Consider the following 21,087-nt stretch of genomic DNA (forward strand, 5'->3'; position numbering starts at 1 on the left):
ACAAAGCACGTCCCGTCTCCCGGTCATGCCGGGCGGCAGGACATGCTTCACTGCATGCCGCATCTTTAACAGTATAGATATAGTATACCAGAAAAGGAAAGGCGATTGCATCAAAGTTTTGTAAACTTTGCGCTGCGGGGTTGTGTTCCTTTGCGTCGTCCGGGGGCGGATTCTGCCGGGCGGACGGCGGGCGCCGTCAGGGCGTGGCTCTCGGCGATGAGGCGGACCAGTTCCTCGTCGGGAATGGTCCCGTCCAGGATCACGCTGAACCAGTGCTCCTTGTTCATATGGTAGGCCGGCACGGCCGCCGCGTAGGTCCCCTGCCAGAAGCGCACCCACTCCGGCTGCGCCTTGAGGTTGACCCAGATGTGCCCCTGACGCTCAAAAATCAGGGCAAAGGTCTTTTTGTTGGATCTGTGCCGCATCACCGTCCAGTTGGGGTCGTGGAAGGGATAGTCCTCAAACACATCGGGCAGAGCGTTGCAGGCCGCGATGGCCTCGGCGCGGGTGAGCATGGCGGGTGCCTCCTCTCAGGTTCTGTCCCCAGTATAGCACAAAATCCTCAGAAGTCGGAGCGGATCTCGGTGAGGGAGAGGTTCCCGCTCAGCAGGGCATCCCGGTCCAGGCGGCAGAGCTGAGGCTGGTACAGAGTGGTGCGCCGGATGCTTGTTCCCATGTACTGGATACCCTCCTGGCTGCGCAGGTAGCCGTCGGTGAGGGCCCAGGCCCCTCCCGCGCTGCCGGTGGAATAGTAGGGCAGAAGATCATTCCCGGCAGCATCCACCCCCGCCGGGGTGATCCGGGTTGCCTCCCCCGTGGCCAGGTCCGCCGCCCAGAAACTGCCGTCCCAGGACAGCACCATGCGGCTGCCGTCGGTGTCGATGGGCTCGATGATATGCCCCCGGGCCTTCTCCGGCAGGGTGCAGACGGCTTCCGGCTCTCCCGTCCCGTCCAGCGGCTGCACCGAGACCTCCCCCGTGCGGGCATCTGCCGTCCAGACCCTGTCCCCCTGCAGGAGGATGCGGGTCCAGTCGCTCTCATACTCCACCACTGCCTCCGGCCGGGCCGAAAGCTCCAGCGCTGCCCGCCAGAGGGTCGCCCGCTTGGCTTCGTTGTCCCAGGTCTCGTAGTAAAAGACATTGTCCCGCACCATCTGGGGCCACTGGAACACCTCACCGGAGGAAAAGACTTCCGTCCACTGTCCCGGCTGCTGCCAGACCGTCAGGGAGAAGGCCCCGCCCTCCCGGAACGCAACCGCCCAGATGCCTGCCTCGTTTTTTCCCACCAGAAGGGAGCCATCCTCCCCGGCAGCGGGGCATTGGGCCGCCAGTGTCTTTTCGCTGCCGTCCGGCGCCACCTGCCAGACCGCATTGCCGCCGTTTTCCATGGGCTGGGCAACGAGCAGGCTGCCGTCCGCCTCCGTCCCGAACAGCTGTCCCTGCCCTACCCAGGCGGGGCAATCCTGGGTATCGTGAGTGCAGCCTTCTCTGGTGCAGAGCAGCGTCTCCCGGCAGCTGTCCCAGTCGATATAGCACAGGCGATAGCCGTCCATGCCGGTCTCGTAGCTCTCGGCGGTATTTTTGACCCGGTAAACGCCCTCCGACGTAGCCACACACTGGCCCTGCAGCCGGAATTCCTCCGGGACCGCCGGCGTCTCCCCCGCGGCGGCACAGCCGGTCATCCCCGCGGCCAGAAGAACGGCCGCCAGAGCGGCGCATTTTCTTTGATTCCTATTTCCCATTCTGTCTTTGCGCCTCCTGTAAGGTCTGTTCCCAGAGCCGGAGGTCCTCCCGCCGGTCGATGAGCATCTCCGCCAGCTCCCCCGCCTCCTGAGAGGAAAGGCTGCACACCTGCCAGAGAGCCAGGCCCTCCTCCCGGTGAAGGTAGAGGCAGAGTTCCCGGCTGGGGGAATAGGCGGTGCAGGCGTAGTCGGGACCGGGCAGGGTCTGCCAGTCTCCGGCGTCCTGCTGGCCCAGAAAAGCCGTCCATGCCTCCAGCCCCTCCGCCGGGTTGCCTCCGGGCAGAGCATCCGGGGCGTCCCACCGGACTGCAAACTCCAGGGGCAGCTCCAGGTCCGGGTGCCAGACCATGCGGACCTCCCGCCCGTCTGCCGTCCAGGCATAGGACCGGGTGCCGTCGGGGAGGCGCCGGGCTGTGGTTTCGGCGGCCTCCCCGGCCAGAATGTCCTCCGCCGCCCGGGTGACAGCCTCATCGGTCACACCTGCTGCCTGCAAAGCCTCCAGCGCATCGGAGAGCACCGCCCGGACCTCCTCCGTGCCAAAGTCGAGGGCTTCTCCCTCTCCATCGCTCTGGCTGCCGTAAAGGACCCGGCTGCGGTAGAGAGCGTCGGCCAGGGGGTCCCGGGCGATGGCTTCCGGCTCCTCATTGGCCAGGGCCGGGCGGTCCAGGGCGGTATTTTCCAGTGCCCGCCCCTCCCCCAGGCAGAGAAGGGACGGCAGCGCCAGGCAGAGCGCCGCCCCCGCAACCAGCCCCAGAGCAACGGCAGGGATATGGTACCTTTTTGCGCCCGGCAGCCGGTCAGGATTCTGTGTTTCCATGGGGTTCCTCCTTTTGGGGCAGGGCGGTCAGGCAAAAGCTCACCCGGGTGCCCTCCCCCACCTTGCTGGCAAAGGTCAGGCAGGTGCCGTGGGCCCGGGCAATGGCCTGGCAGAGGGCCAGCCCGATGCCGCTGCCGTTCTGGGCCCGGGAGCGGGACTTGTCCACCATATAAAAGGGCTCGGTCAGGCGGGGCAGTTCCTCCGCCGGAATGCCCCGTCCGGTGTCCCATACCGTGAAGCGGACTTTCTCCCCCTCCGCCGTGATGTCCAGATGGACGGCGCCGTCCCTGGGTTCCGCCCGCCGGGCGTTGCTGATGAGGTTGAGTAGCAGGGCACACAGCAGGTCGGCGTCCCCCAAAACGGTCACCGGCTCCCGGGGAGCCTGTACCAGAAGGGGCGGGGCCGTCTCCGGCAGGGCGCGGCGCAGGGCGGTGAGCAGCTCCTCCACCGGCAGGGCGGACAGGGTCACCCCCTCCTGCTCCACCTCCATCAGGCGCAGCAGCTTGCGGCTGAGAGCCTCAATGCGCCGGGCCTCGTGGGCGATGTAGGCCGCGGATTTTTCCCGCACCTCCAGGTCATCCCCCGCCGTGCGCATCATCTGGGCATAGCCCAGAATGCTGGTCATGGGGGTTTTGAGCTCATGGGTCAGGGCGGTGATGAAGTCCTCCCGCTGCCGCACCGCCAGGGCACGGCGGCCCAGTTCATCCTCCAGAGCGGCGGTCATGTCGTCAAAGCTGCGGCTGAGGGCGGCGATCTCGTCGCTGCCCCCGATGCCGGTGCGCCGGTCATAGGCCCCCGCCGCGATCTCCCGGCCCGCCTGTTCCAGGGTGTGGAGGGGCCGGGTCAGGCGGGAGATCATCCACCACACCGCGCCCCCCGCCGCCCCGAAGGCCAGCAGCTCGATCCAGAAATAGCTGGCCAGCAGGCTCTGCTGGGTGTCGTAGGCGGCGTCCATGGGGTAGACCCCCACATAGTAGACGGTGGAGCCGTAAGCGGCGGGCACGGCGTCGGCAATGAGATACCAGCGGCCCTCCTGCCCACTGCGCAGCACCCCGCGGGAGGGATCGGCCAGCAGCGCCTGCTGCCAGGTCAGAGGCACGTCCTCCGGCACGGCGGAGTAGGCCAGCACGCCCTCCCCGGTAAAGAGGGCAAAGCCCCGTTCCTCCCCCACATAGCGGGAGACCGAGGCACCGTATTCCATGAGGGAGGCGGTGACATCCTCCTCCCCCGCCCGCAGGTCCAGCTGCAGGGCGTAGAGTTCCCGCTGCTGGGCAGTCTCGGCCTGATACTGCAGCTCGGACAGCGCCCGGTGAAAGTTCTGCCGGATGAGCAGCCAGCCCCCCAGGGAGAGCACCAGCCCCAGCACCGGCAGCACCGCCAGCAGCAGTTTTTGTGAAAGCTTCATCCTGCCCCCTCCAACAGATATCCCAGCCGGTAGACCGTCTTGATATGTTTAGCCCAGCCCAGCTTGCGGCGCAGACGCTGGATGTTCAAATCCAGCACCCGGGTGTCGGTCTCGCTCTCGCCGCCCCACACCCGCTCATAGATGACATCCCGGTGGAGCACGATGCCCCGGTTGCGGATGAGAAACACCAGCAGGTCGAATTCCCGGGGCGCCAGGGCCACCGGGCTGCCGTTCTGCAGCACCGTGCGGGAGACCGGCTCCACCTGCACGTCGAAGGCCGTGAGCAGATGAGCCCCTCGGCCGGTGCGGCGCAGCACGCTCTCCACCCGGGCCAGCAGTTCCTCCGGCTCAAAAGGTTTTACAATATAGTCGTCCGCCCCCAGGCGCAGACCCTTGACCCGGTCGGTCAGCGCCCCCTTGGCGGTGAGAAAGATCACCGGGGTGCCGCTGTCGGTGAGCTGAGGCATGAGGGAAAAGCCGTCGATGCCCGGCAGCATGACATCCAAAAGCACCAGGTCATAGGTTTTTTCGTCCAGCATGCGGGATGCGGTCATGCCGTCCGGGGCGCACTCCACCTCCCGGTTGAGCGGGCGCAGGATCAGGCAGATCAGCTCCCGAATGGGCTGCTCGTCATCCACCACCAGGATAGGATTCATGGCCGTGACCTCCTCTGTGCGTTTTGGGGTTCTATCTCTACTATAATGCAACCGCACAAATGTATCAAACCCGTATCAATGCCCCGCCGCCCAAAAAGGCATAAAAAGCCCCGCCCGGCGAGCACGGGGCCGCAAGACCGGACGGGGCGTAGGGGTTCCGTTAAGACAAAACGGTCAGGCGTTGAGCAGTTCCAGCACCTGGGCGGCGTTGGTATCGGGCTTGACCTTGGGCAGGGCGTGGGTCACCACACCGTTCTCGTCAATGAGGAAGGTGGAGCGCACCACACCCATGCTGACCTTGCCGTAGAGCTTTTTCTCCTGCCAGACGCCGTAGGCCTGGATGGCCTGCAGCTCGGGGTCAGAGAGGAGCAGGAAGGGCAGGTCGTACTTGGCGGCAAACTTCTGGTGGGAGGCGGTGCTGTCCTTGCTGATGCCGATGACCACAATGTCCGCGGTGCGGAAGCGGTCATAGGCCGAGGCAAAGGCGCAGGCCTGACGGGTGCAGCCGGGGGTATTGTCCCGGGGGTAGAAGTAGACCACCACCCGCTTGCCGCGGTAGTCGGAAAGGCGGACGGTGTTGCCGTCCTTGTCGGGCAGGGCAAAGTCCGGTGCCAGATCTCCAGCTTTGAGCATATCAAACATCCTCCTTCAAAAATACATAGCAGTCGGAGCCGGATTCCTCCTGCGAAAAGCGGAAGCCCATCCGGTCAAAGCCCTGGGCTTCCTCCGGGCGGACGGCGCTGTGTTCGGCCAGGTAGCGGACCATCTCTCCCCGGGCCATCTTGCAGGGGGTGGCCTTCTCCACGATCTTGCCGCCGACCCGCTGGCCGAAAACGCACCGGATGACCCGCAGCCCCGCCGGGCGATGGTCCAGGCAGCGGCCGTACTCCCGGGAGGCCAGGTCCAGCAGGCAGTCGGTCTCCTCCCCCAGGGCGTCGACGATGCTGCTGCCCCAGAAGGCGTACAGATCCCTGGCTCCGTCCACCGAAAGCCGGGCCTGCATCTCCAGCCGGTAGGGGGTCACCCCGTCAAAGGGGCGCAGCAATCCGTAAAAGCCGGAGAGGATCCGCAGGTGTTCCTCCACATAGGCCAGCTGGGTGTCGGTAAAGACGCCGGGGGCCATGTACCGGTACTGGATGCCCTCGTAGGCCAGCAGGGCGGGGGTCAGATGCCGTTCCAGGTCCATCTGTTCCAGGCGGCGGAGGTTGAGCTCGGCCAGCTTGTCGCTGCACTGCCACAACTTCTGCAGCCGGTCGGCGGGCAGGGCACGCAGCGCCTCCAGCAGACGCCGGGTCCGGGGCAGAAAGCGGGGCAGGGCGGTGACGGCAAAGCTGTCGGTGTCCTCCACCATGGTCTTGGCCGGGGAAATCACAATGCGCATGGGTTCAGTCCTTCATCCAGCCGGCCGCGGAGGCAGCCAGTTTTTCGTTGACGGCGTCGGCAGCTGCCTCGCTGTCGCCCACGGCGGACAGATAGACCTTGATCTTGGGCTCGGTGCCGGAGGGGCGGACCATCAGCTTGGCGTCGTTTTCCATGCGGTATTCCAGCACGTCGGCTTTGGGCAGGCCGGTGTCGTCATTCTGGTAGTCCACTACCTTGTCCACGCCGTACCCCGCAATGACGAAGGGCTGCTCGGCGCGCAGGCGGGCCATGATGCCCTGCATGGTGTTCATGCCGCTCTCCCCCTCAAAGGTGAAGCTGTGCAGGGCGTTGCGGTAAAAGCCGAACTCGGCATACAGGGCGTTGACGGCATCCAGCAGGCTCATGCCCTGCCTGGCGTAGTAGGCGGCCGCCTCGCAGGCCAGCATGACGGCGTTGACGCCGTCCTTGTCCCGCACGTGGGCGCCGGACAGATACCCGTAGCTCTCCTCAAAGCCGAAGATATAGCGTTCGGGATGGCCCTCCGCCTCCAACAGGCCGATCTGCTCGCCGATGAATTTGAAGCCGGTGAGGGTGCGGCGCAGCTCCACGCCGTACTTGGCGGCGATGGGGGTTGCCATGTCGGTGGAGACGATGGTAGTGACCGCCACCGGGTCCTTGGGCATGGTGCCGTTGGCCAGGCGGACACGGCAGATATAGTCAAAGAGCAGCACACCCATCTCGTTGCCGGTGATGAGGCGGTAGCCGCCTTTGCCGTCGGGGACGGCGGCGCCCATGCGGTCACAGTCGGGGTCGGTGCCGATCATCAGGTCAGGGTGTACGGTATCGCAGAGCTTGAGGCCGGTCTCCATGGCCTCCCGGATCTCGGGGTTGGGATAGGGGCAGGTGGGGAAATTGCCGTCGGGCTTTTCCTGCTCGGGCACCACGGTGACGTTGGTCACCCCCATGCGGTCCAGCAGCAGCTTCACCGGTTCCAGGCCGGAGCCGTTCAGCGGCGTGTAGACCAGTTTCAGTTTGGAAACATCGTTGCCGGGGCGCAGGGCCAGCACGGCGTCCACAAAGTCGGACAGGCACTTGTCATCAATGAAGCGAATACGGCCGTCGGCCACGGCTTCGTCATAGTCGGCCAGTCTGGGGCTGTCGAAGTAGTCGTGCTGCTCAATGGCGGCCAGCACCTTGTCGGCAGCTTCCAGGGTGATCTGGCAGCCGTCGGCGCCGTAGACCTTGTAGCCGTTGTACTTGGCGGGGTTGTGGCTGGCCGTCACGCAGATGCCCGCCCCGCAGCCCAGATACCGGGTGGCCCAGGACAGGGCGGGGGTGGGTTCCAGCCGGGGGTACAGATATGCTGTGATGCCGTTGGCTGCCAGCACACGGGCGGCCTCCCGGCAGAACAGCTCGCCCTTGTTGCGGCTGTCGTGGGCGATGGCCACCTGTTTGGGCAGCCCCTCGGCGTTGATGTAGTCGGCCAGGCCCTGGGTGGCCCGGCGGATGGTATAGATGTTCATGCGGTTGGTGCCCGCCCCGATGACGCCCCGCAGGCCGCCGGTGCCGAATTCCAGATCCCGGTAGAAGCGGTCGGTAACGGCGTCGGCGTCATCCCGGACGCCCTCCAGCTCGGCGGTCAGGTCGGGGTCCTCCACGGCCCGGCTGAGCCAGAGGTCCAATGTCTGCTGGTATTCCATAAAAGGGTCTCCTTTCCCTGTTGTGAACAGTATCTTATAGAGAGGATACCGCCTTTTCCGGTGCGGCGGGCGGTTCTTTTGGGGTGGGCGGAGAGCTCCGCCGGGACAGACGCCCCGGCCGGGTTTTGCCGCAGCGCCTTGCCGGTCCGGCAGTGGCCGCGCTGCGCCGCCCGTTTGTATCCAGAGTATCACATCTGTCCTTCTGTGGCAAGGACAGGCCCGGCCGCCGCTGCCAGTTTTTGTTTTTGGGCGTCCGGCCGTTGACAAAATCCGCTGTACAGGGTATAGTGTTACCGTAAAATCCGCCTGTGCGGAGCCTTGTGGATCTTTTCCCGAAGCAATCTGCTTTTTCTTTTCGCCACATGATCGTCTGGTGCGTCCTGCGCCGGGTCGTGTGGTATTTTTTTTGCCCCGACGCCGGGCGTCCCCCGCTCTTATTTCAAACCACGGAGGTCAAAACACAATGGATCAGGTATTTATGAAGCAGCGTCCGGTGCTGCCCCTCGTCATCTCCATGGCGCTGCCCATGACCCTCTCCATGCTGGTCAGCTCGCTGTACAACATCGTGGACAGCTACTTTGTGGCCCGGATCAGCGAGGACGCCATGACCGCCCTCTCCCTTGTCTACCCGGTGCAGAATCTGGTCACCGCCATCACGGTGGGCTTTGCCATCGGCGTCAACGCCGTCATCGCCTTTCTGACGGGAGCCGGCAAGCAGGACCAGGCCTCCTGTGCCGCCTCCCTGGGCATGTGGCTCAACATTCTCCACGGCGTGCTGCTCACCGCCGGGTGCCTGCTGGCCATGCCCGGGTTTCTCTCCCTCTTCACCGATTCCCACACCGTCCTCTCCCTGGGCCTGCGCTACTCCAACATCGTCTTCTGGTTCTGCGTACCCATCGCCGCGGGCATGGCCTTTGAAAAAATCTTCCAGGCCGTGGGCAAAATGACCGTTTCCATGATCTGCATGCTCATCGGCTGCGCGGCCAACATTATTCTGGACCCCCTGCTCATTTTCGGCATCGGCCCCTTCCCCGCCCTGGGCATCGAGGGTGCCGCCATCGCCACCGGCCTGGGCCAGTGCCTGACCCTTGCGGCCTACCTGGTCTTTTACGCCGCCGGTTCCCTGCCTCTGCGCATCCGCCTGCGGGGACTGACCTCGGTGGGCTTTCTGGCCCGGCGCATGTATCTGGTGGGCGTGCCTGCCACCCTCAGCCTGGCGCTGGCCTCCCTGCTCATCACCGCCCTCAACGGCATCCTGTCCGCCTTTTCTCAGACCTATGTCCTCATTCTCGGCGCCTACTACAAGCTCCAGTCCTTCCTCTACCTCACCGCCAACGGGGTGGTGCAGGGCATCCGCCCCCTCATGGGCTACAACTACGGCGCCGGGGAATACGCCCGCGTCCGCCGCATCTTCCGCACCAGTCTGCTCCTTATCGCCGCCGTCATGCTGCTGGGCACCCTGCTCTGCCTGGTCGCCCCCGGCGCCCTCATCTCCCTCTTTACCGACAACGCCGAAACCATCCGCCTGGGCGCCGGCGCCCTGCGCATCATCTCCCTGGGCTTTGTGGTATCCAGCCTGTCGGTGACCGCCTCCGGTGCTCTGGAGGGTCTGGGCAAGGGTATGGAGTCCCTTGTCATCTCGTTGTGCCGGTATACCGTCCTCATTCTGCCTTTGGCCTGGGTGTTCAGCCGTTTCTGGGGTGCCGACGGCGTCTGGCACGCCTTCTGGGTCACCGAGGTCCTGACCGCGGCGCTGTCCTGGTTCATCTATCGCCGGGCCACCGCCTTTGCCCGGTGACACTGCCTTGCACCCGCCTGCCGCGTCCGGTATAATAGGGAGAAAGAATCTACCGGGAAAGGGTCGGCACACCATGCAGTTTGTCAATTTTCTCATAAAACCCGCATCCAGCCTGTGCAATATGCGCTGCCGCTATTGCTTTTATGAAGACGAGGCCGCCAACCGCACCATGCCCAGCATGGGCGTCATGACTCAGGAGACGGCCGACCTGCTGATTCAGGAGGCTCTGGACGCCGTGGACTTCAACGGCCGCATCAGCTTTGCCTTTCAGGGCGGGGAGCCCACCGTGGCGGGGCTGGACTTTTTCCGCCATTTTGTGGCCGAAGTCGCCCGCGTCAACACCCGGCACATTCCGGTAAGTTATGCCATCCAGACCAATGGGCTGGCCATCAACGAGGAATGGGCGGAGTTTCTGGCCAGGAACCGTTTTCTGGTAGGGGTCTCGCTGGACGGGGACAAGGCCCTGCACGACGAGTTCCGCATAGATGCGGCGGGCAAGGGCACCTGGAATCGGGTACGGCAGAACATCACCCTGCTGCAGCGGGCGGGGGTGGAGGTCAACCTGCTCTGCGTGGTGACCAAGCGCTGCGCCAAGAGCGCGGTGAGAGTCTATCACGCCCTGCAGAAGACCGGCGTGGAGTTTTTGCAGTTCATTCCCTGCCTGGACCCCATTGAGCAGCCCCGGGGCAGCATGCCCTACTCCCTGCTGCCGGAGGATTACGGCAATTTCCTCTGTGCTCTGTTTGACGAGTGGTACCGGGACTGGGCGGCGGGGCATTACACCAGCGTCCGCCTTTTTGACGATTATGTCCATCTGGCCATGGGGCTGCCCGCGGGCACCTGCGCCACCAGCGGAAGCTGCGGCGCCTACTTTGTGGTGGAGGGAGACGGTTCCCTTTATCCCTGCGACTTCTACGTGCTGGACGACTGGAAACTGGGCCATCTGGGAGAGCAGCCTCTGCCCGCCCTGGCAAAAAGCGACCGGGCCGTCCGGTTCCTGCAGAACGGTCTTGTCCACCCCGCCCCCTGCGCTTCCTGCCAGTGGCAGTCTCTCTGCTTCGGCGGCTGCAAGCGGGACTGGTACGATAGCCCCGACGGCGGCAAGCAGAATTACTACTGCCCGGCTTTCCGTCAGTTCTTCGCCCACGCAGCCTCCCGCCTGCAGCAGATCGCCCGGGCGGAGCTTCAGGCCCGGGGGCGCTGACTCGTTTCATCATCTGACAAAGGAGGATCTTTATGCCGTTCATTGATGCCAAACTCACTGTATCCCTGGCCGACGCCCAAAAGGAGGCCCTCAAGACCGCTTTCGGCAAGGCCATCCCCACCCTGCACAAGACCGAGACCTACCTGATGGTGGGCATTCAGGACAGCTGCGACCTGTGGATGGCCGGGCAGAAACTGACCAAAGGCGCCTATGTCTCGGTCAGCCTGTACGGCCACGCCTCCCCCGCCGACTACAACGCCATGACCGGCAAGATCTGCGCCATTCTGGAGGATCAGCTGGGCATCCCCGGCAACGGAGTCTATGTCACCTACCATCCCGTCACCGACTGGGGCTGGAACGGCAGCAATTTCTGATTGTTTTTTCACAGCAGCGATCCCCGCCGGAGCCTTCCTGAACACAGGCAGGTCCCGGCGGGGATTTGTTTGCTTTTCTGCACACAGACAAAGAAAACCGCCGGCCCGGTTCCTCCGGATCGGCGGTTTGTTTTGGATTGTCAGGTCAGCGGCCGGGGATTACTCCTCGTTCTTTTTGCCGCTGCGCTTGCGCGCAATGACCAGTGCCACAATGGCCACAGCGGCCACGACCAGAACCACGATCAGGCTGACCAGAGGCAGATTGTCGCTGGTCTGGGGGATTGCGGCGGGTTTCGGGGTCGGGGTGCCCCAGGTGCCGTTCTCGATGGCCTCGGCAATGTCGGGGTGATCGTCCGGCGTGGGGGTGGGCGGGGCGTAGGTGTTCAGGAAGCTCAGTTCCGCCACCTTGTTTTCAGGATCATCGTCGGTATTGGCATACACTTGGGCCTGCAGCGTGGTGCCTTCCTCCGTCTCCAGGTTGGTGACCCGGATGACCACAGTGTAGACAGTATCGTCGTAGGTCATGTACGCGGTGCCGGCCTTTTCCTGTTTGACGATGTACTTGTAGTCGCCCGGCTCGGTATAGCAGAATTCGGTAAAGGAAACCTTGTCTCCACCGGCGACCCAAAGACCTTCTTCCTCCTCAGCCGGCATGGGCTGGTCGGGGTCGGCGTCCTCGGCGCACTCGATGGTGATATGGAAAAGTTCCTCGTTGCTGCCATTGAGCTTCACGCTGACCGGGAGCTCCGCCGTGCATTCATACTCGACCGCGTTGGCGCGGACAGGCAACAGCAGCAGGGCCGCGAGCAGCACGGGAAGGACCAGCAATCCGCTCAGTTTCCGTATCGCTTGATTCATTGTGTCAGGTACCTCCTTCATTGGATCGGGACAGGACGGCCGCAGGGGAACGCCCTGCCGTCCGATCCGCTTTTGTCAGCTCATGCGGTCCAGCCGCCCAAAGATGACTACTCGACCGTTGGTTTCCGCCTCTGCACAGGTGGACAGACCGATCACCTTGTCCTGTGGTGTGACGCCGATGTACCGGCTCTGCACCGCGATTTCATCCACATAGTTCAGCAGCTCGCTGACATCACCGTCCTGGGCGGTGGGGTCATAGATCATGCTGTCGAAGGCATCCACCTGGACGCACGCGAAGATCTCGATGGAGTAGGTCGCGTCGGGCAGATAGAGGGTGCCGGTGGGATGGGATTCAAAGTAGTCGGTGTTGACAAACTCGACGACATCGCCGAACATACCGCCGTTGTCCATATGGTGGCCGTAGACCAGGGTATACGCATCCGAGATGTCCCGGGCGCTGTCACTGTCCAGGAAGATGGACCCGGACAGCGAGAAGTCGCCGTACACATCCTTGTTGACGTATTCCATGTCGGTTTCACCGATGACCACGGGATAGTCGATGTGGGTATCGTCGATGGTCAGCCAGCCGCACACATCGGGGTTGATGGCCTGCAGCTCCTGAAGGGTGGGATTGTCGTCCGGGTCCCCGGCAGCGGGCTTGAACTGCAGCAGGTCGCTGTCCAGGAAAGCGCCCCGGAATACCATGGCGGTATCCCACAGCGAGTATCCGCCGTACAGCAGCATGAGCAGGATCAGCGCCGCCGCGAAGATGCTGACCATTCGATCGCCGAAGCGTGCCAGTTTGGCCGCGGTGTGCAAGAGGCTTGCCTCCTTTCAGGCAGTATCCTCAGGCTTGCCAGCCTGCGTTGGGTCGAAAACGACCCCGGAAGGTGGTGAAAATGCTTGGATGAACAGTAAGTAAGGATTGTCAGCTTGCGCTGTCAGGATTCAGCAGTGTGAATCAGTCCTCACGACGCTTGCGCAGGAAGACGAAGCAGCCGGCAGCAGCGATGACGACCAGCAGAGCGTAGGGAGCAACGTTCATAACGATACCGGTGGGGGTGACAGAGTTGCGGCTGTTATTGAATTCGATGCAGTTATCTTTATCAGTGACCATGCTCTGGGCGGCAGCCGCCATAACAGTATCATCCTCGTTCGTGGGGCTCTCGCCTTCAATTGCGTCCTGAGCGCCGGTGCCACCATTCCATGCTGTGCTGACCGTGTTGACCTCATACTGTGTGGAATAGCCCTTGCTAGTAGCAAATTCTTCGCTGACAGTATAAGTAACCGGCTCACCATTGCTACCGACTGCGGGGATACCTTTAATAGTGATAGTCTGGCCATCCTGCAAAGCTTTGGTAACAACGTTAGAAGAGACCGCTGCATCACTGTCAACAGAAACCTCAACGCCAGCAGGCAGATTTTCAAAATTGACTGTGAAATCAAAAGAATCGTTCTTAGACCCCATATCACCGGTGACATACTTCTTAACAGTCAAGGTGTATGTATTATAATCAGCGGTAAAACCAGCAGACTTGGTGCCGTGATTATAAGTATCGCCAGCATCGGACGAATCGAATACAAGAGTGCCATCCGTAGTCAGCACATAGTACAGCACCTTGTAATCGTCAGTGGTATCGTCATTACCGACATATACATCAAGGTAACGAGTGGGGTTCGTATCCAAAGCGACGGCTCCGTTATTGTTACTCTGGGTCAACTTATAACGGTACACACCAACGCCATCCCACTGAACATGCGTAAAGTCGATATCAAAGGTATCGCTGACAAGATTGTTAGTCTTTGTCTCTGTGCCGTCAAATACAGCCTGTACAGTCCAGTCGCCGTCCACATCTGTAGGCTTGGTACCAGTGTGGACCGGCAAAGAAGCATTTGCACCAGTAGTGTTGCTGTTACCGTCGATTTTGTACGTAAAAATAACATGCGGGTTGTTAGCATCCTCAGCACCAGAAACATCAATCGTCTGAGTAAGAGTAATAGATGTATCAGAGGTTGCGACGACGCCATCATCATCCATTTCAGCAGCATAGGCAGGAGCTGCCAGGGACGCCAGCATGGCGGTGGCAACGAGGGTGGTCGCAACGCGACCGATGGTCTTGTTCAATTTCATGCTCGTTTTCTTCCTTTCTGAATTATGGCTTTTGCGTATTTTACACAGGATCGCTCAAACCGGGCATCCCGATGTAACAATGGTGGAAATTCGGATGTGCGGCTCACAGGTTGGAGCGCCGCACCACGGTGATCACCTTGCCCTTAACCTCGCTGGCTTTCACGGGGCCGAAATACCGGCTGTCCCGGGCGCCTTCGCGGTAGTCGCACAGGATGAAGAACTCATCCTCGGCCAGGGTGATGGGATAGGTGGGGCCGTCGTCGTACTTGGGCGTGGTGTAGTAGATGTCATTCTCCAGCACGGTGCTTCCGTTGACGACCAGCGTTGCCTGGTCGGTGACCTCGACGGTGTCGCCGCCGCGGGCTACGATGCGTCCCACGTACTGCTCCCCGTCCTTCTCAAAGACCATGACGTCGCCATTGGCCCAGTCATCGGCCAGGCGGTAGTAGAGCAGCAGGTCTCCCGCCGAGATGCGGGGGGCCATGTCGTCGTTTGCCATGGGCGTCACGCCGAAGGCAAACCCCAGCAGCAGCCCCAACAGCACCACCATGGCCACCAGCTTGGTGAAGAAGGATACGATATCCTCCCCGTCGGCACAGCGCCGGCGTTTTTTGCGGATGATGTCCTCCGGTGTGGGGGGCGTATCCTTTTTGTCCGCCTTGCCCCGCTTTTTGGGCTTTTTGGCTTTGGCGGACCGCTTTGCCGGCTTACCCGACTCTTCGGGCGGTTCCGGCATGGACGGCTCCGAGTGATCATATCGCGAGTCTGCGGTGTCAGCCGCAGCGCCGGCAACGGACGGAGCGTTGAGCGAGTCCGTTCCTCTGTCCCCCGCCGCCGCACCGGCGGCTTTGGGGGAGGCGGAACTGTGGTAGACCTTGCGGGGGGTATCAGCCATGGGCATCACCACCGCCCCTGCGGCCCATCATGCGGGCCAGTGCCTGGTCGCGCTCGTCGATCAGCGCCTGATAGTAGGCGGCCTGCTCGTCGTAGACCAGCTGATAGGTGCGCTGCAGGGCTTCCAGCTGCTTCCATACGTCAGCTTCGTCCACCCCGCCGAACACCTTTTTGCGAAATTTCATGGCGGACAGTGCATCCGCGATGTCCTGCATGGTGCGCATAGGCGATTACTCCATCCGGCGGCGACGACGGCGGACTACAATGCCGCCGATCAGCGCCAGCCCGGCAATGCCGGCCGCCGTGATCATCAGCACATACGGCGTGGTGTGGTTGGATTCCAAGCCAGTGGGGGCGACAGCTTCGCGATGGTTGGTAAAAATCACCGTGCCAAGATTCGCCGCATTGCCTTCGGGAATCGTGATCGTCACAGAGGTCGTTGTCTGATTAGAGAAAGCCTTCTCGGTCAGGGCAGAGCCTTCCGCAATGGTGATGCCCTGCGCTGTGTAGCCATTCGCTGTCGTCTCGCTGATAGTGACTGTATCGCCGGGTTTGAGACCGGTCAGCGTGACGGTGCTGCCATTATTCAGCTTAAAGTTTGCGTCTTCGGACTCTTGGTCTTGCTCCAGCTTATATTGGTCACTGTCAACACCGGTCAGCGTGAAATCGAAGTAATCTTCACTGCTGCCCATCTCGCCGGTAACAGACTTCGTAATGTCAAGTGTTAGATAAGGCTTGTAGGTGTTTGTAATGGTGACCGTCTGGTCAAGTTGACCCTCCATCGCGTTACTGATCGTACTGCTTTGGGACGAGGTCGGCAGTTCGCAATAGAAATCGCCAATATCGGGGGCGCTGGTCTCCTGCACAGTGTAGGTGCCAAGCGGCAGGCCGTTGATTTTAAGCGAACCCTCGCCTGTGATGGTCACCGTAGCGGTGGGGGTGCCATCGCTGCCATTGTTGAACGTAACCCCGCCAGCAGGCGCTCCCGCTGCATTCACAGCATCAAACGTCTTGCTGGTTTCCGCGCCCGTGAACATCGTCTCCGGGCCGGTGATCGTGAACCGGAATTGCGTATTGTTTGCGGCAGCGCTGTCCGTCAGGCCATTGACCACTTTCTTGATGGTCAGGCTGCCGGTGTAGGGCTTGTACTTATTGGTGACGGTGACATTGGTCGTTTCGTTTGCCACAACGGAAACGGTTTTCTGCAAGCCCGTCGAGGCCTGCTCGCCGTCAACGGCAATCTGCGTACTATCGTATTGATATGTACCATTTTGGCCGGGCTGCTTCTCGACAACCGTATAGCTGCCCGCCGGGAGGGTCAATTCTTTTGTCCAAACGGGGGTTGCTCCGCTATTATCCGGCAGGGCAAAGGTTTCAACAGGGTCGCCCGTGGTGGCGTCCCCGGCGTAAACCTTGAATTTAAACGAACCGCTGGGCATCTGATTCGGGTCGCCCCAACCTTCCACCTGCTTGGTGACAGCCAGCGTGCCGGTAGTCGGCGTGTAGGTGTTGGTGAATTCAACCACTACCGTAGTGTTTTGGCTTAGCAGGAATTCTTTCGTTTCCCGCGTTTCCGTAGTAGCCCCTTCGACATCAGTGCTTGTACTCTCGTACTGGTACTCTTTAACGGAATCTGCCGGCTGTTGTTCCACTACCTTGTAGGTGTTGCTCGTCAGGTTTTCGACAGCGACTCTCCATGCCGCTGTATTCGACGGTGCTGCATCTTCCGTAGGCAACGTTACATCTTCTAGTTTCGTTCCGTCTTCATAAATCGTAAAGGTGTATGTATTTTCCGGGATCGTAACGTTCTGCTCAAAACCCTCAACATTTTTTTCGATGTAAATCGTGCCTTTACCCGGCTCTGTCGGAACACGATACTGCGAGAAGGAAACTTTATCGATCAGGTTGCCTTGGGTTTTGTCCCCGCTTCGCACATCGCCTGCGCCAAAGAAGAAACGGGTCAGGTATTGGCCTTCCGGCACACGATATGTTTCATTTACAATTTTCGTCCAATCGTTGCCAGACTGAACACGCCAAATCGTGATCTGCGTATTATACTTGGTGATCGTCGCCTGATTGTCGTGCCACTGTCCGACATCGTTCACGATATCGTCAATGTCATTTTGCGTCGTCACATTTTCAGCCGCAACAGCCGCATCCATAATGATGACATACATCGTGTCTTTCCCGTTGCGGTTTCCGCGGGCACGGTGCGACGCGCTCCAATACAAATCACGATCGGGAATCGTCATAACATCCTGGTACAGCGCACCTGCGGCTTCGCAGTTCAGCTCAGCACATTGGTCGCCATGTGGAACGGATGTGATTCCATAATTACTCTCTGCACTCGACGCTCTTGCATTTACAATCTCAATGTCAAGGCCAGGTCGATTAACATTTGCGCCCAGGCCGGTGGTCTGCCAAACCATTTCCGGATATAGACCGCTCGTGACCTGCAAGTTAGAAGATTCCCCCTGAACTTTTACATCCTCGAAGCTTCCGTTTTGCAGCTGGTTGTAATAAGGCACTTGGAAGGGAAGTGACTCGGCGATTGGGATTTCGTTGCCAACTTCGTACAGGCGCACCATATAGGTTTCACGCGCACCGTCCTCGTATACGCTAATCGTGTCGTTGAGTTCACCGGAGATTTCCTGGTAGGTTCCGTCTGCCGCCTGCTGATACCAGCGATAATAATATTGCTTGCTGGGATCCAGCGTTTTGCTATAATTTGCCCGCAGCGAGCCCGTATCGGATATATCATCCTCGATAACAAGGTCACTGGTGGGTGAAGGGCTTACTTGTCTATAATACAGGTTAAAATAAACGTTGTCGCGCTCGTCATCAATCGTAATGGTCTGTTCTTGGCTACTTTCCGTAGTCTTATAACGGTATGTCCATGCACCATTATCCCAGTTGTTGGAAGTGTTGAAGCTGTAAACGTCGCTGCTTCCCTCGTCTATCAGCTTCCAACTGCCTACCCATTGCCACCACTCTTTTTCGTACTCCCATAATTCGTAAACCATCTCAGCACGGACGATTTGATAGCCGGGAATCTCCAGCGTTGGGTTATCCGCCGTAAAGATGTACTCGTTAGCAACACCGACCGTGAAGTTTTCCGGCGCAGCATTCAAAGAGGTACCATTTTCCAGGTATGTATGTATGGTAAAATCTTTTTTCGTGGTTCCATTCGCATAACGGGCCGACCAAGTCAGCGTAAACGTCGAGAACCCCTCCACCTCAAACTCGGCCGTGATCTCAGCATCCTGGGGCATGGGGGCTTCCTCGGGCGCAGCGGCCAGCACCGCGGGCGCGGCGTCGACGGCAATGGTGCCGTCGGTGGCGTCAGCTGCGTCGGCCACCGTCTCCACGGCCTCGACCGCGCCGGTCTCGTCCTCGGCCAGGTGCTGCACAGTCAGGCTCTCGGGGTCGGCGTCCTCGGGCAGCATCTCGCTGGGCAGACTGAAATTGACCGCAACCGGCTGCAGCGGCTCGACCTTGGCGCCGCCGGCGTCCACAAAGCTGATGTCCAGCGCCACAAAGCCGTCGTATTCCACCTCGGCGGCGTCCAGTTCGGCGGCCACGTCGGCCACCGCCTGATCGTCCGCGGCATCCTCGCTGGAACCAACCAGAGAGGCAGTCAGGGTGACATCCTCAGGCAACGCACCTTCGGGTGCACTGACGCTGACCGTCACATCGGAGCTTTCCACCGTCGTCTCAAACTCCTTGGCGGGGTAGGAAGCCGCATCCTCCTGGAGCTCTTCCTCCTGATCGGCAGACTCCTCCCCGGAGGTCTCCTCCTGGGAAGCAGTGGTCTCGTCCTGCTGTTCTTCTTCCTCGTTGAGCACTACGGCAGAGGTATCGGCTTCCGCCGTTTCCGGCGTGGCCTGATCTCCTGCCGCCCACGCTGTGCTTGCCAGACTGCCTGCCAGGCAGAGCGCCAACAGCACGCTGAGTACACGTTTTTTCATTTGCATGTTCAACTCCTCATTACCAGGTGGTTGCCCGGACTTGACTCAACCGGGTTCGGTCTGTTTGGGTTACGATGCCGGTCGGTTCCGGTTCGAGGACGCATCCTCCTGCCAGCCGATCATGTTCTGCTCGGTTTCCAGCAGCTGATCGTAGGCCTGCAGCAGCAGGTTGTCCATGGTTTGACGGATCTTGTCCTGGGTTTCCTTGTACAGCTTGCGCAGGCTGCGGGGATTGCCTTTTTCCTCCGGCACATGGGCCTGACGGCAAAGCTCCTGCAGGCTGCGGCACAGATTGGAGCGATCAAGGGGCTGCCCGCTGCGTGTGATGAACACCGGCCCCCGATAGATGCCGTTGTCCTGCATATAGGCCAGCAGCTCCTCCTGCAGGCTGGGCGGGCACCGGAACCGGTACGGGCTGCCCCGCAGGTCCAGGGTTCCCTCCCCTGCCTGAATCAGCTCCGCTGTGACCTGATCCAGGCACTGCAGCGGAAGGCCGGTGGTGGCAAACAGCTTGACCAGCAGATAACTTCGGCGCTGGTCCAGCACCCGGGCCGCCCCCAGCAGCCGAAGATACTCGGCACGGGTGAGAGACTGGGGCGGCTGCTCCTGCGCGGGGCGGCAATGCCTTTGCACCAGATCGGGACGGCCGCACCATCGGAAATAGTTATTGGCCGCCGCCAGATGCAGGTTGACGCCATGCCAACCGTAGCTTTTCTGCAGTTCCTGACGCCAGAGCTCCAGGCTGCCGGCATCGGGAGGACCGTGGGAAGCTACAAACTCCAGCAGGTTGTACAGGCAATTTCGGTAGCTGCGCCGGGTCTCGGCATTCCAGCCATTGCTTTTCTCGTCCTCTAGGAACGCTGTCACGGCGAATCCTGGCAGAATTTCGTCGTTTTCCTTCATGGCTGGACCCCCTTTCCGGCAATCAGCGAGACATTTGGAAACAGAATCATGGTTCTGTTTCCAAAAGGGGGAAAAAAAAATCGCCTGTGCAAAAATTTGCACAGGCTGACTAAAAATGAATAGGGTTTATCAGTTGGGAAATCCGGAAAATGGACTGCCCAACTGATTTCTTCTGCTTATTTTTAGGAAAAACTCACAAAAGTTAACGTATGCACTTGATTTCGGGGTACCCCCATGATAAGATTATTTACAATTTGATGGGAATTGCTGCCGATATGTGTGTGCAAACTCGATTGCATATGCCCATCTTTCAACACTATGTAAACAGAACCATGATTCTGTTTACAACAGCAAATGCATGCTGTTGAGCAGGCGTTCGTGTTCGGCGCCGGATTCCATGATATAAATTCTTGTTGTCTCGATGCTGGAATGACCCAGTACGTCTGCAAGCTTTGAAAGATTTTTCTCAATACTATAAAAGGTTCTGGCAAACAGATGCCTCAGGTTGTGCGGAAATACTTTTTTCCACGCCACATCGGCTCTGCTGCACAGGGCCTTTAATATTTTCCATACCGTGACACGGCTCAGCGGCTTACCGGTCCTGCCCACAAAAGCCGCTCCTGTATGAATGCGCTGACGCATGCACCATTTCAGCAGCCGTTTGCAAAGTTCGGCGGGAAGTAGAATTTCTCTGCACTTGCCCTTGCACCGAATGCTCGCCTTATGCCTGTGCAGAGCCTCCACCGTGATATACTGCAGCTCCGATACACGAATGCCCGTGGAGCAGATGGTCTGCAGCAAAAGCAGTGCCCGCCGGTTGCCGCCGTCCCGGGCGGCATTGAGCAGGCGGAAGTATTCCTCCCGGCTCAGCTCCCGGTCCGGGTCACAAAACACCTTGCGCTGTCTCTTGAGGGGTTTGGCTTTGCCCTGCGGATTGTCACAGAATTCCTGATAGTCATTGATCGCTGCCAGCATGGCGTTGATCCCCGACGGCGCATAGCCCTGCTCCACCAGGGAATCCCGCCAGGCTGCCACTTCCTCCCGGGAAGGCCGCCGGGATGCACCGCTTTCCCGAAAAAAACGGGCCAGGGCACGGATATATTTTTCAATGGTAGCCGCGCTGTACTCCCGTGAGAGCAGCCAGCTCCTGTACTGCTGCAGCGTGGTACGGATATCACTGGGTTTCATGGATCGCATACTCCTTCCTGTTCCTGTACTTTGCCGTTAGTATGCCCATCCCCGCTGATTTTCAGGCGGAAGAGATCTTGACGGCGCG

Annotated in this window: 19 protein-coding genes; 3 read left to right on the plus strand and 16 right to left on the minus strand. The window is 60.5% G+C overall.

All coding sequences use genetic code 11. The features are described from left to right. Positions 1-110: 110 nt before the first annotated feature. The 8 genes from INF35_RS12090 to INF35_RS12125 all read right to left on the minus strand — a co-directional run bounded on the left by INF35_RS12090 (position 111) and on the right by INF35_RS12125 (position 7,681). Positions 111-515 carry an MmcQ/YjbR family DNA-binding protein gene (locus INF35_RS12090; protein WP_193502778.1) on the minus strand — a complete coding sequence of 135 codons (405 nt, stop codon included), beginning with the start codon at positions 513-515 and terminating at the stop codon, positions 111-113. Positions 516-562: 47 nt separating this feature from the next. Then, on the minus strand, positions 563-1,741 hold the full coding sequence (locus tag INF35_RS12095) for a hypothetical protein (protein ID WP_193502780.1): 1,179 nt from the start codon (positions 1,739-1,741) through the stop codon (positions 563-565). Next, positions 1,731-2,558 carry a hypothetical protein gene (locus tag INF35_RS12100; protein WP_193502782.1) on the minus strand — a complete coding sequence of 276 codons (828 nt, stop codon included), beginning with the start codon at positions 2,556-2,558 and terminating at the stop codon, positions 1,731-1,733. The genes INF35_RS12095 and INF35_RS12100 overlap by 11 nt, the downstream gene beginning before the upstream one ends. Further along, positions 2,539-3,963, minus strand: a complete 1,425-nt coding sequence (locus INF35_RS12105; protein ID WP_193502784.1) for a sensor histidine kinase — start codon at positions 3,961-3,963, stop codon at positions 2,539-2,541. Before INF35_RS12105 ends, INF35_RS12100 begins: the two co-directional genes overlap by 20 nt. Beyond that, positions 3,960-4,619: a response regulator transcription factor gene (locus INF35_RS12110; protein ID WP_193502786.1), complete on the minus strand. Its 660-nt coding sequence runs from the start codon at positions 4,617-4,619 to the stop codon at positions 3,960-3,962. Before INF35_RS12110 ends, INF35_RS12105 begins: the two co-directional genes overlap by 4 nt. A 174-nt stretch (positions 4,620-4,793) precedes the next feature. Continuing rightward, complete coding sequence (bcp, locus tag INF35_RS12115) at positions 4,794-5,252, minus strand: thioredoxin-dependent thiol peroxidase (protein WP_193502788.1); 459 nt, start codon at positions 5,250-5,252, stop codon at positions 4,794-4,796. Position 5,253: 1 nt separating this feature from the next. Beyond that, the gene (yaaA, locus tag INF35_RS12120) at positions 5,254-6,000 is read right to left on the minus strand and encodes a peroxide stress protein YaaA (protein ID WP_193502790.1); all 747 of its coding nucleotides are present in this window, start codon (positions 5,998-6,000) and stop codon (positions 5,254-5,256) included. A gap of 4 nt (positions 6,001-6,004) precedes the next feature. After that, positions 6,005-7,681 (minus strand): phospho-sugar mutase, encoded by a 1,677-nt coding sequence (locus INF35_RS12125; RefSeq protein WP_193502792.1) that lies wholly within the window; start codon positions 7,679-7,681, stop codon positions 6,005-6,007. 463 nt (positions 7,682-8,144) lie between these two features. Here INF35_RS12125 and INF35_RS12130 point away from each other — a divergent pair, with 463 nt between their 5' ends. The 3 genes from INF35_RS12130 to INF35_RS12140 all read left to right on the plus strand — a co-directional run bounded on the left by INF35_RS12130 (position 8,145) and on the right by INF35_RS12140 (position 11,057). Then, positions 8,145-9,479, plus strand: coding sequence for an MATE family efflux transporter (locus tag INF35_RS12130; protein WP_193502794.1), 1,335 nt, complete (start codon positions 8,145-8,147; stop codon positions 9,477-9,479). 73 nt (positions 9,480-9,552) lie between these two features. Then, positions 9,553-10,683 carry an anaerobic sulfatase maturase gene (locus INF35_RS12135; RefSeq protein WP_193502796.1) on the plus strand — a complete coding sequence of 377 codons (1,131 nt, stop codon included), beginning with the start codon at positions 9,553-9,555 and terminating at the stop codon, positions 10,681-10,683. A 32-nt stretch (positions 10,684-10,715) separates the two neighbouring features. Beyond that, complete coding sequence (locus INF35_RS12140; RefSeq protein ID WP_193502798.1) at positions 10,716-11,057, plus strand: phenylpyruvate tautomerase MIF-related protein; 342 nt, start codon at positions 10,716-10,718, stop codon at positions 11,055-11,057. Positions 11,058-11,216: 159 nt separating this feature from the next. Here the strand turns inward: INF35_RS12140 and INF35_RS12145 are convergent, their stop codons facing one another. The 8 genes from INF35_RS12145 to INF35_RS12180 all read right to left on the minus strand — a co-directional run bounded on the left by INF35_RS12145 (position 11,217) and on the right by INF35_RS12180 (position 20,999). Next, positions 11,217-11,915: a Spy0128 family protein gene (locus INF35_RS12145; protein WP_193502800.1), complete on the minus strand. Its 699-nt coding sequence runs from the start codon at positions 11,913-11,915 to the stop codon at positions 11,217-11,219. Between the two features lie 75 nt (positions 11,916-11,990). Further along, positions 11,991-12,734 carry a class B sortase gene (gene srtB, locus INF35_RS12150; RefSeq protein WP_235983218.1) on the minus strand — a complete coding sequence of 248 codons (744 nt, stop codon included), beginning with the start codon at positions 12,732-12,734 and terminating at the stop codon, positions 11,991-11,993. Between the two features lie 142 nt (positions 12,735-12,876). Beyond that, positions 12,877-14,046: a QVPTGV class sortase B protein-sorting domain-containing protein gene (locus INF35_RS12155; RefSeq protein ID WP_193502802.1), complete on the minus strand. Its 1,170-nt coding sequence runs from the start codon at positions 14,044-14,046 to the stop codon at positions 12,877-12,879. Between the two features lie 103 nt (positions 14,047-14,149). Beyond that, positions 14,150-14,941, minus strand: a complete 792-nt coding sequence (gene lepB / locus INF35_RS13890) for a signal peptidase I (RefSeq protein WP_235983219.1) — start codon at positions 14,939-14,941, stop codon at positions 14,150-14,152. Then, complete coding sequence (locus tag INF35_RS12165) at positions 14,934-15,164, minus strand: hypothetical protein (protein ID WP_193502804.1); 231 nt, start codon at positions 15,162-15,164, stop codon at positions 14,934-14,936. Before INF35_RS12165 ends, lepB begins: the two co-directional genes overlap by 8 nt. A 6-nt stretch (positions 15,165-15,170) precedes the next feature. Continuing rightward, complete coding sequence (locus tag INF35_RS12170; RefSeq protein WP_193502806.1) at positions 15,171-18,908, minus strand: DUF5979 domain-containing protein; 3,738 nt, start codon at positions 18,906-18,908, stop codon at positions 15,171-15,173. Positions 18,909-18,977: 69 nt separating this feature from the next. Continuing rightward, a complete protein-coding gene (locus INF35_RS12175; protein WP_193502808.1) occupies positions 18,978-19,811 on the minus strand; it encodes a tyrosine-type recombinase/integrase in 834 nt (277 codons plus the stop codon). 342 nt (positions 19,812-20,153) lie between these two features. Then, the gene (locus INF35_RS12180; protein ID WP_193502810.1) at positions 20,154-20,999 is read right to left on the minus strand and encodes a tyrosine-type recombinase/integrase; all 846 of its coding nucleotides are present in this window, start codon (positions 20,997-20,999) and stop codon (positions 20,154-20,156) included. Between the last annotated feature and the right edge of the window lie 88 nt (positions 21,000-21,087).

This window comes from Gemmiger gallinarum (assembly GCF_014982805.1).
Lineage (GTDB): Bacteria > Bacillota > Clostridia > Oscillospirales > Ruminococcaceae > Gemmiger > Gemmiger gallinarum.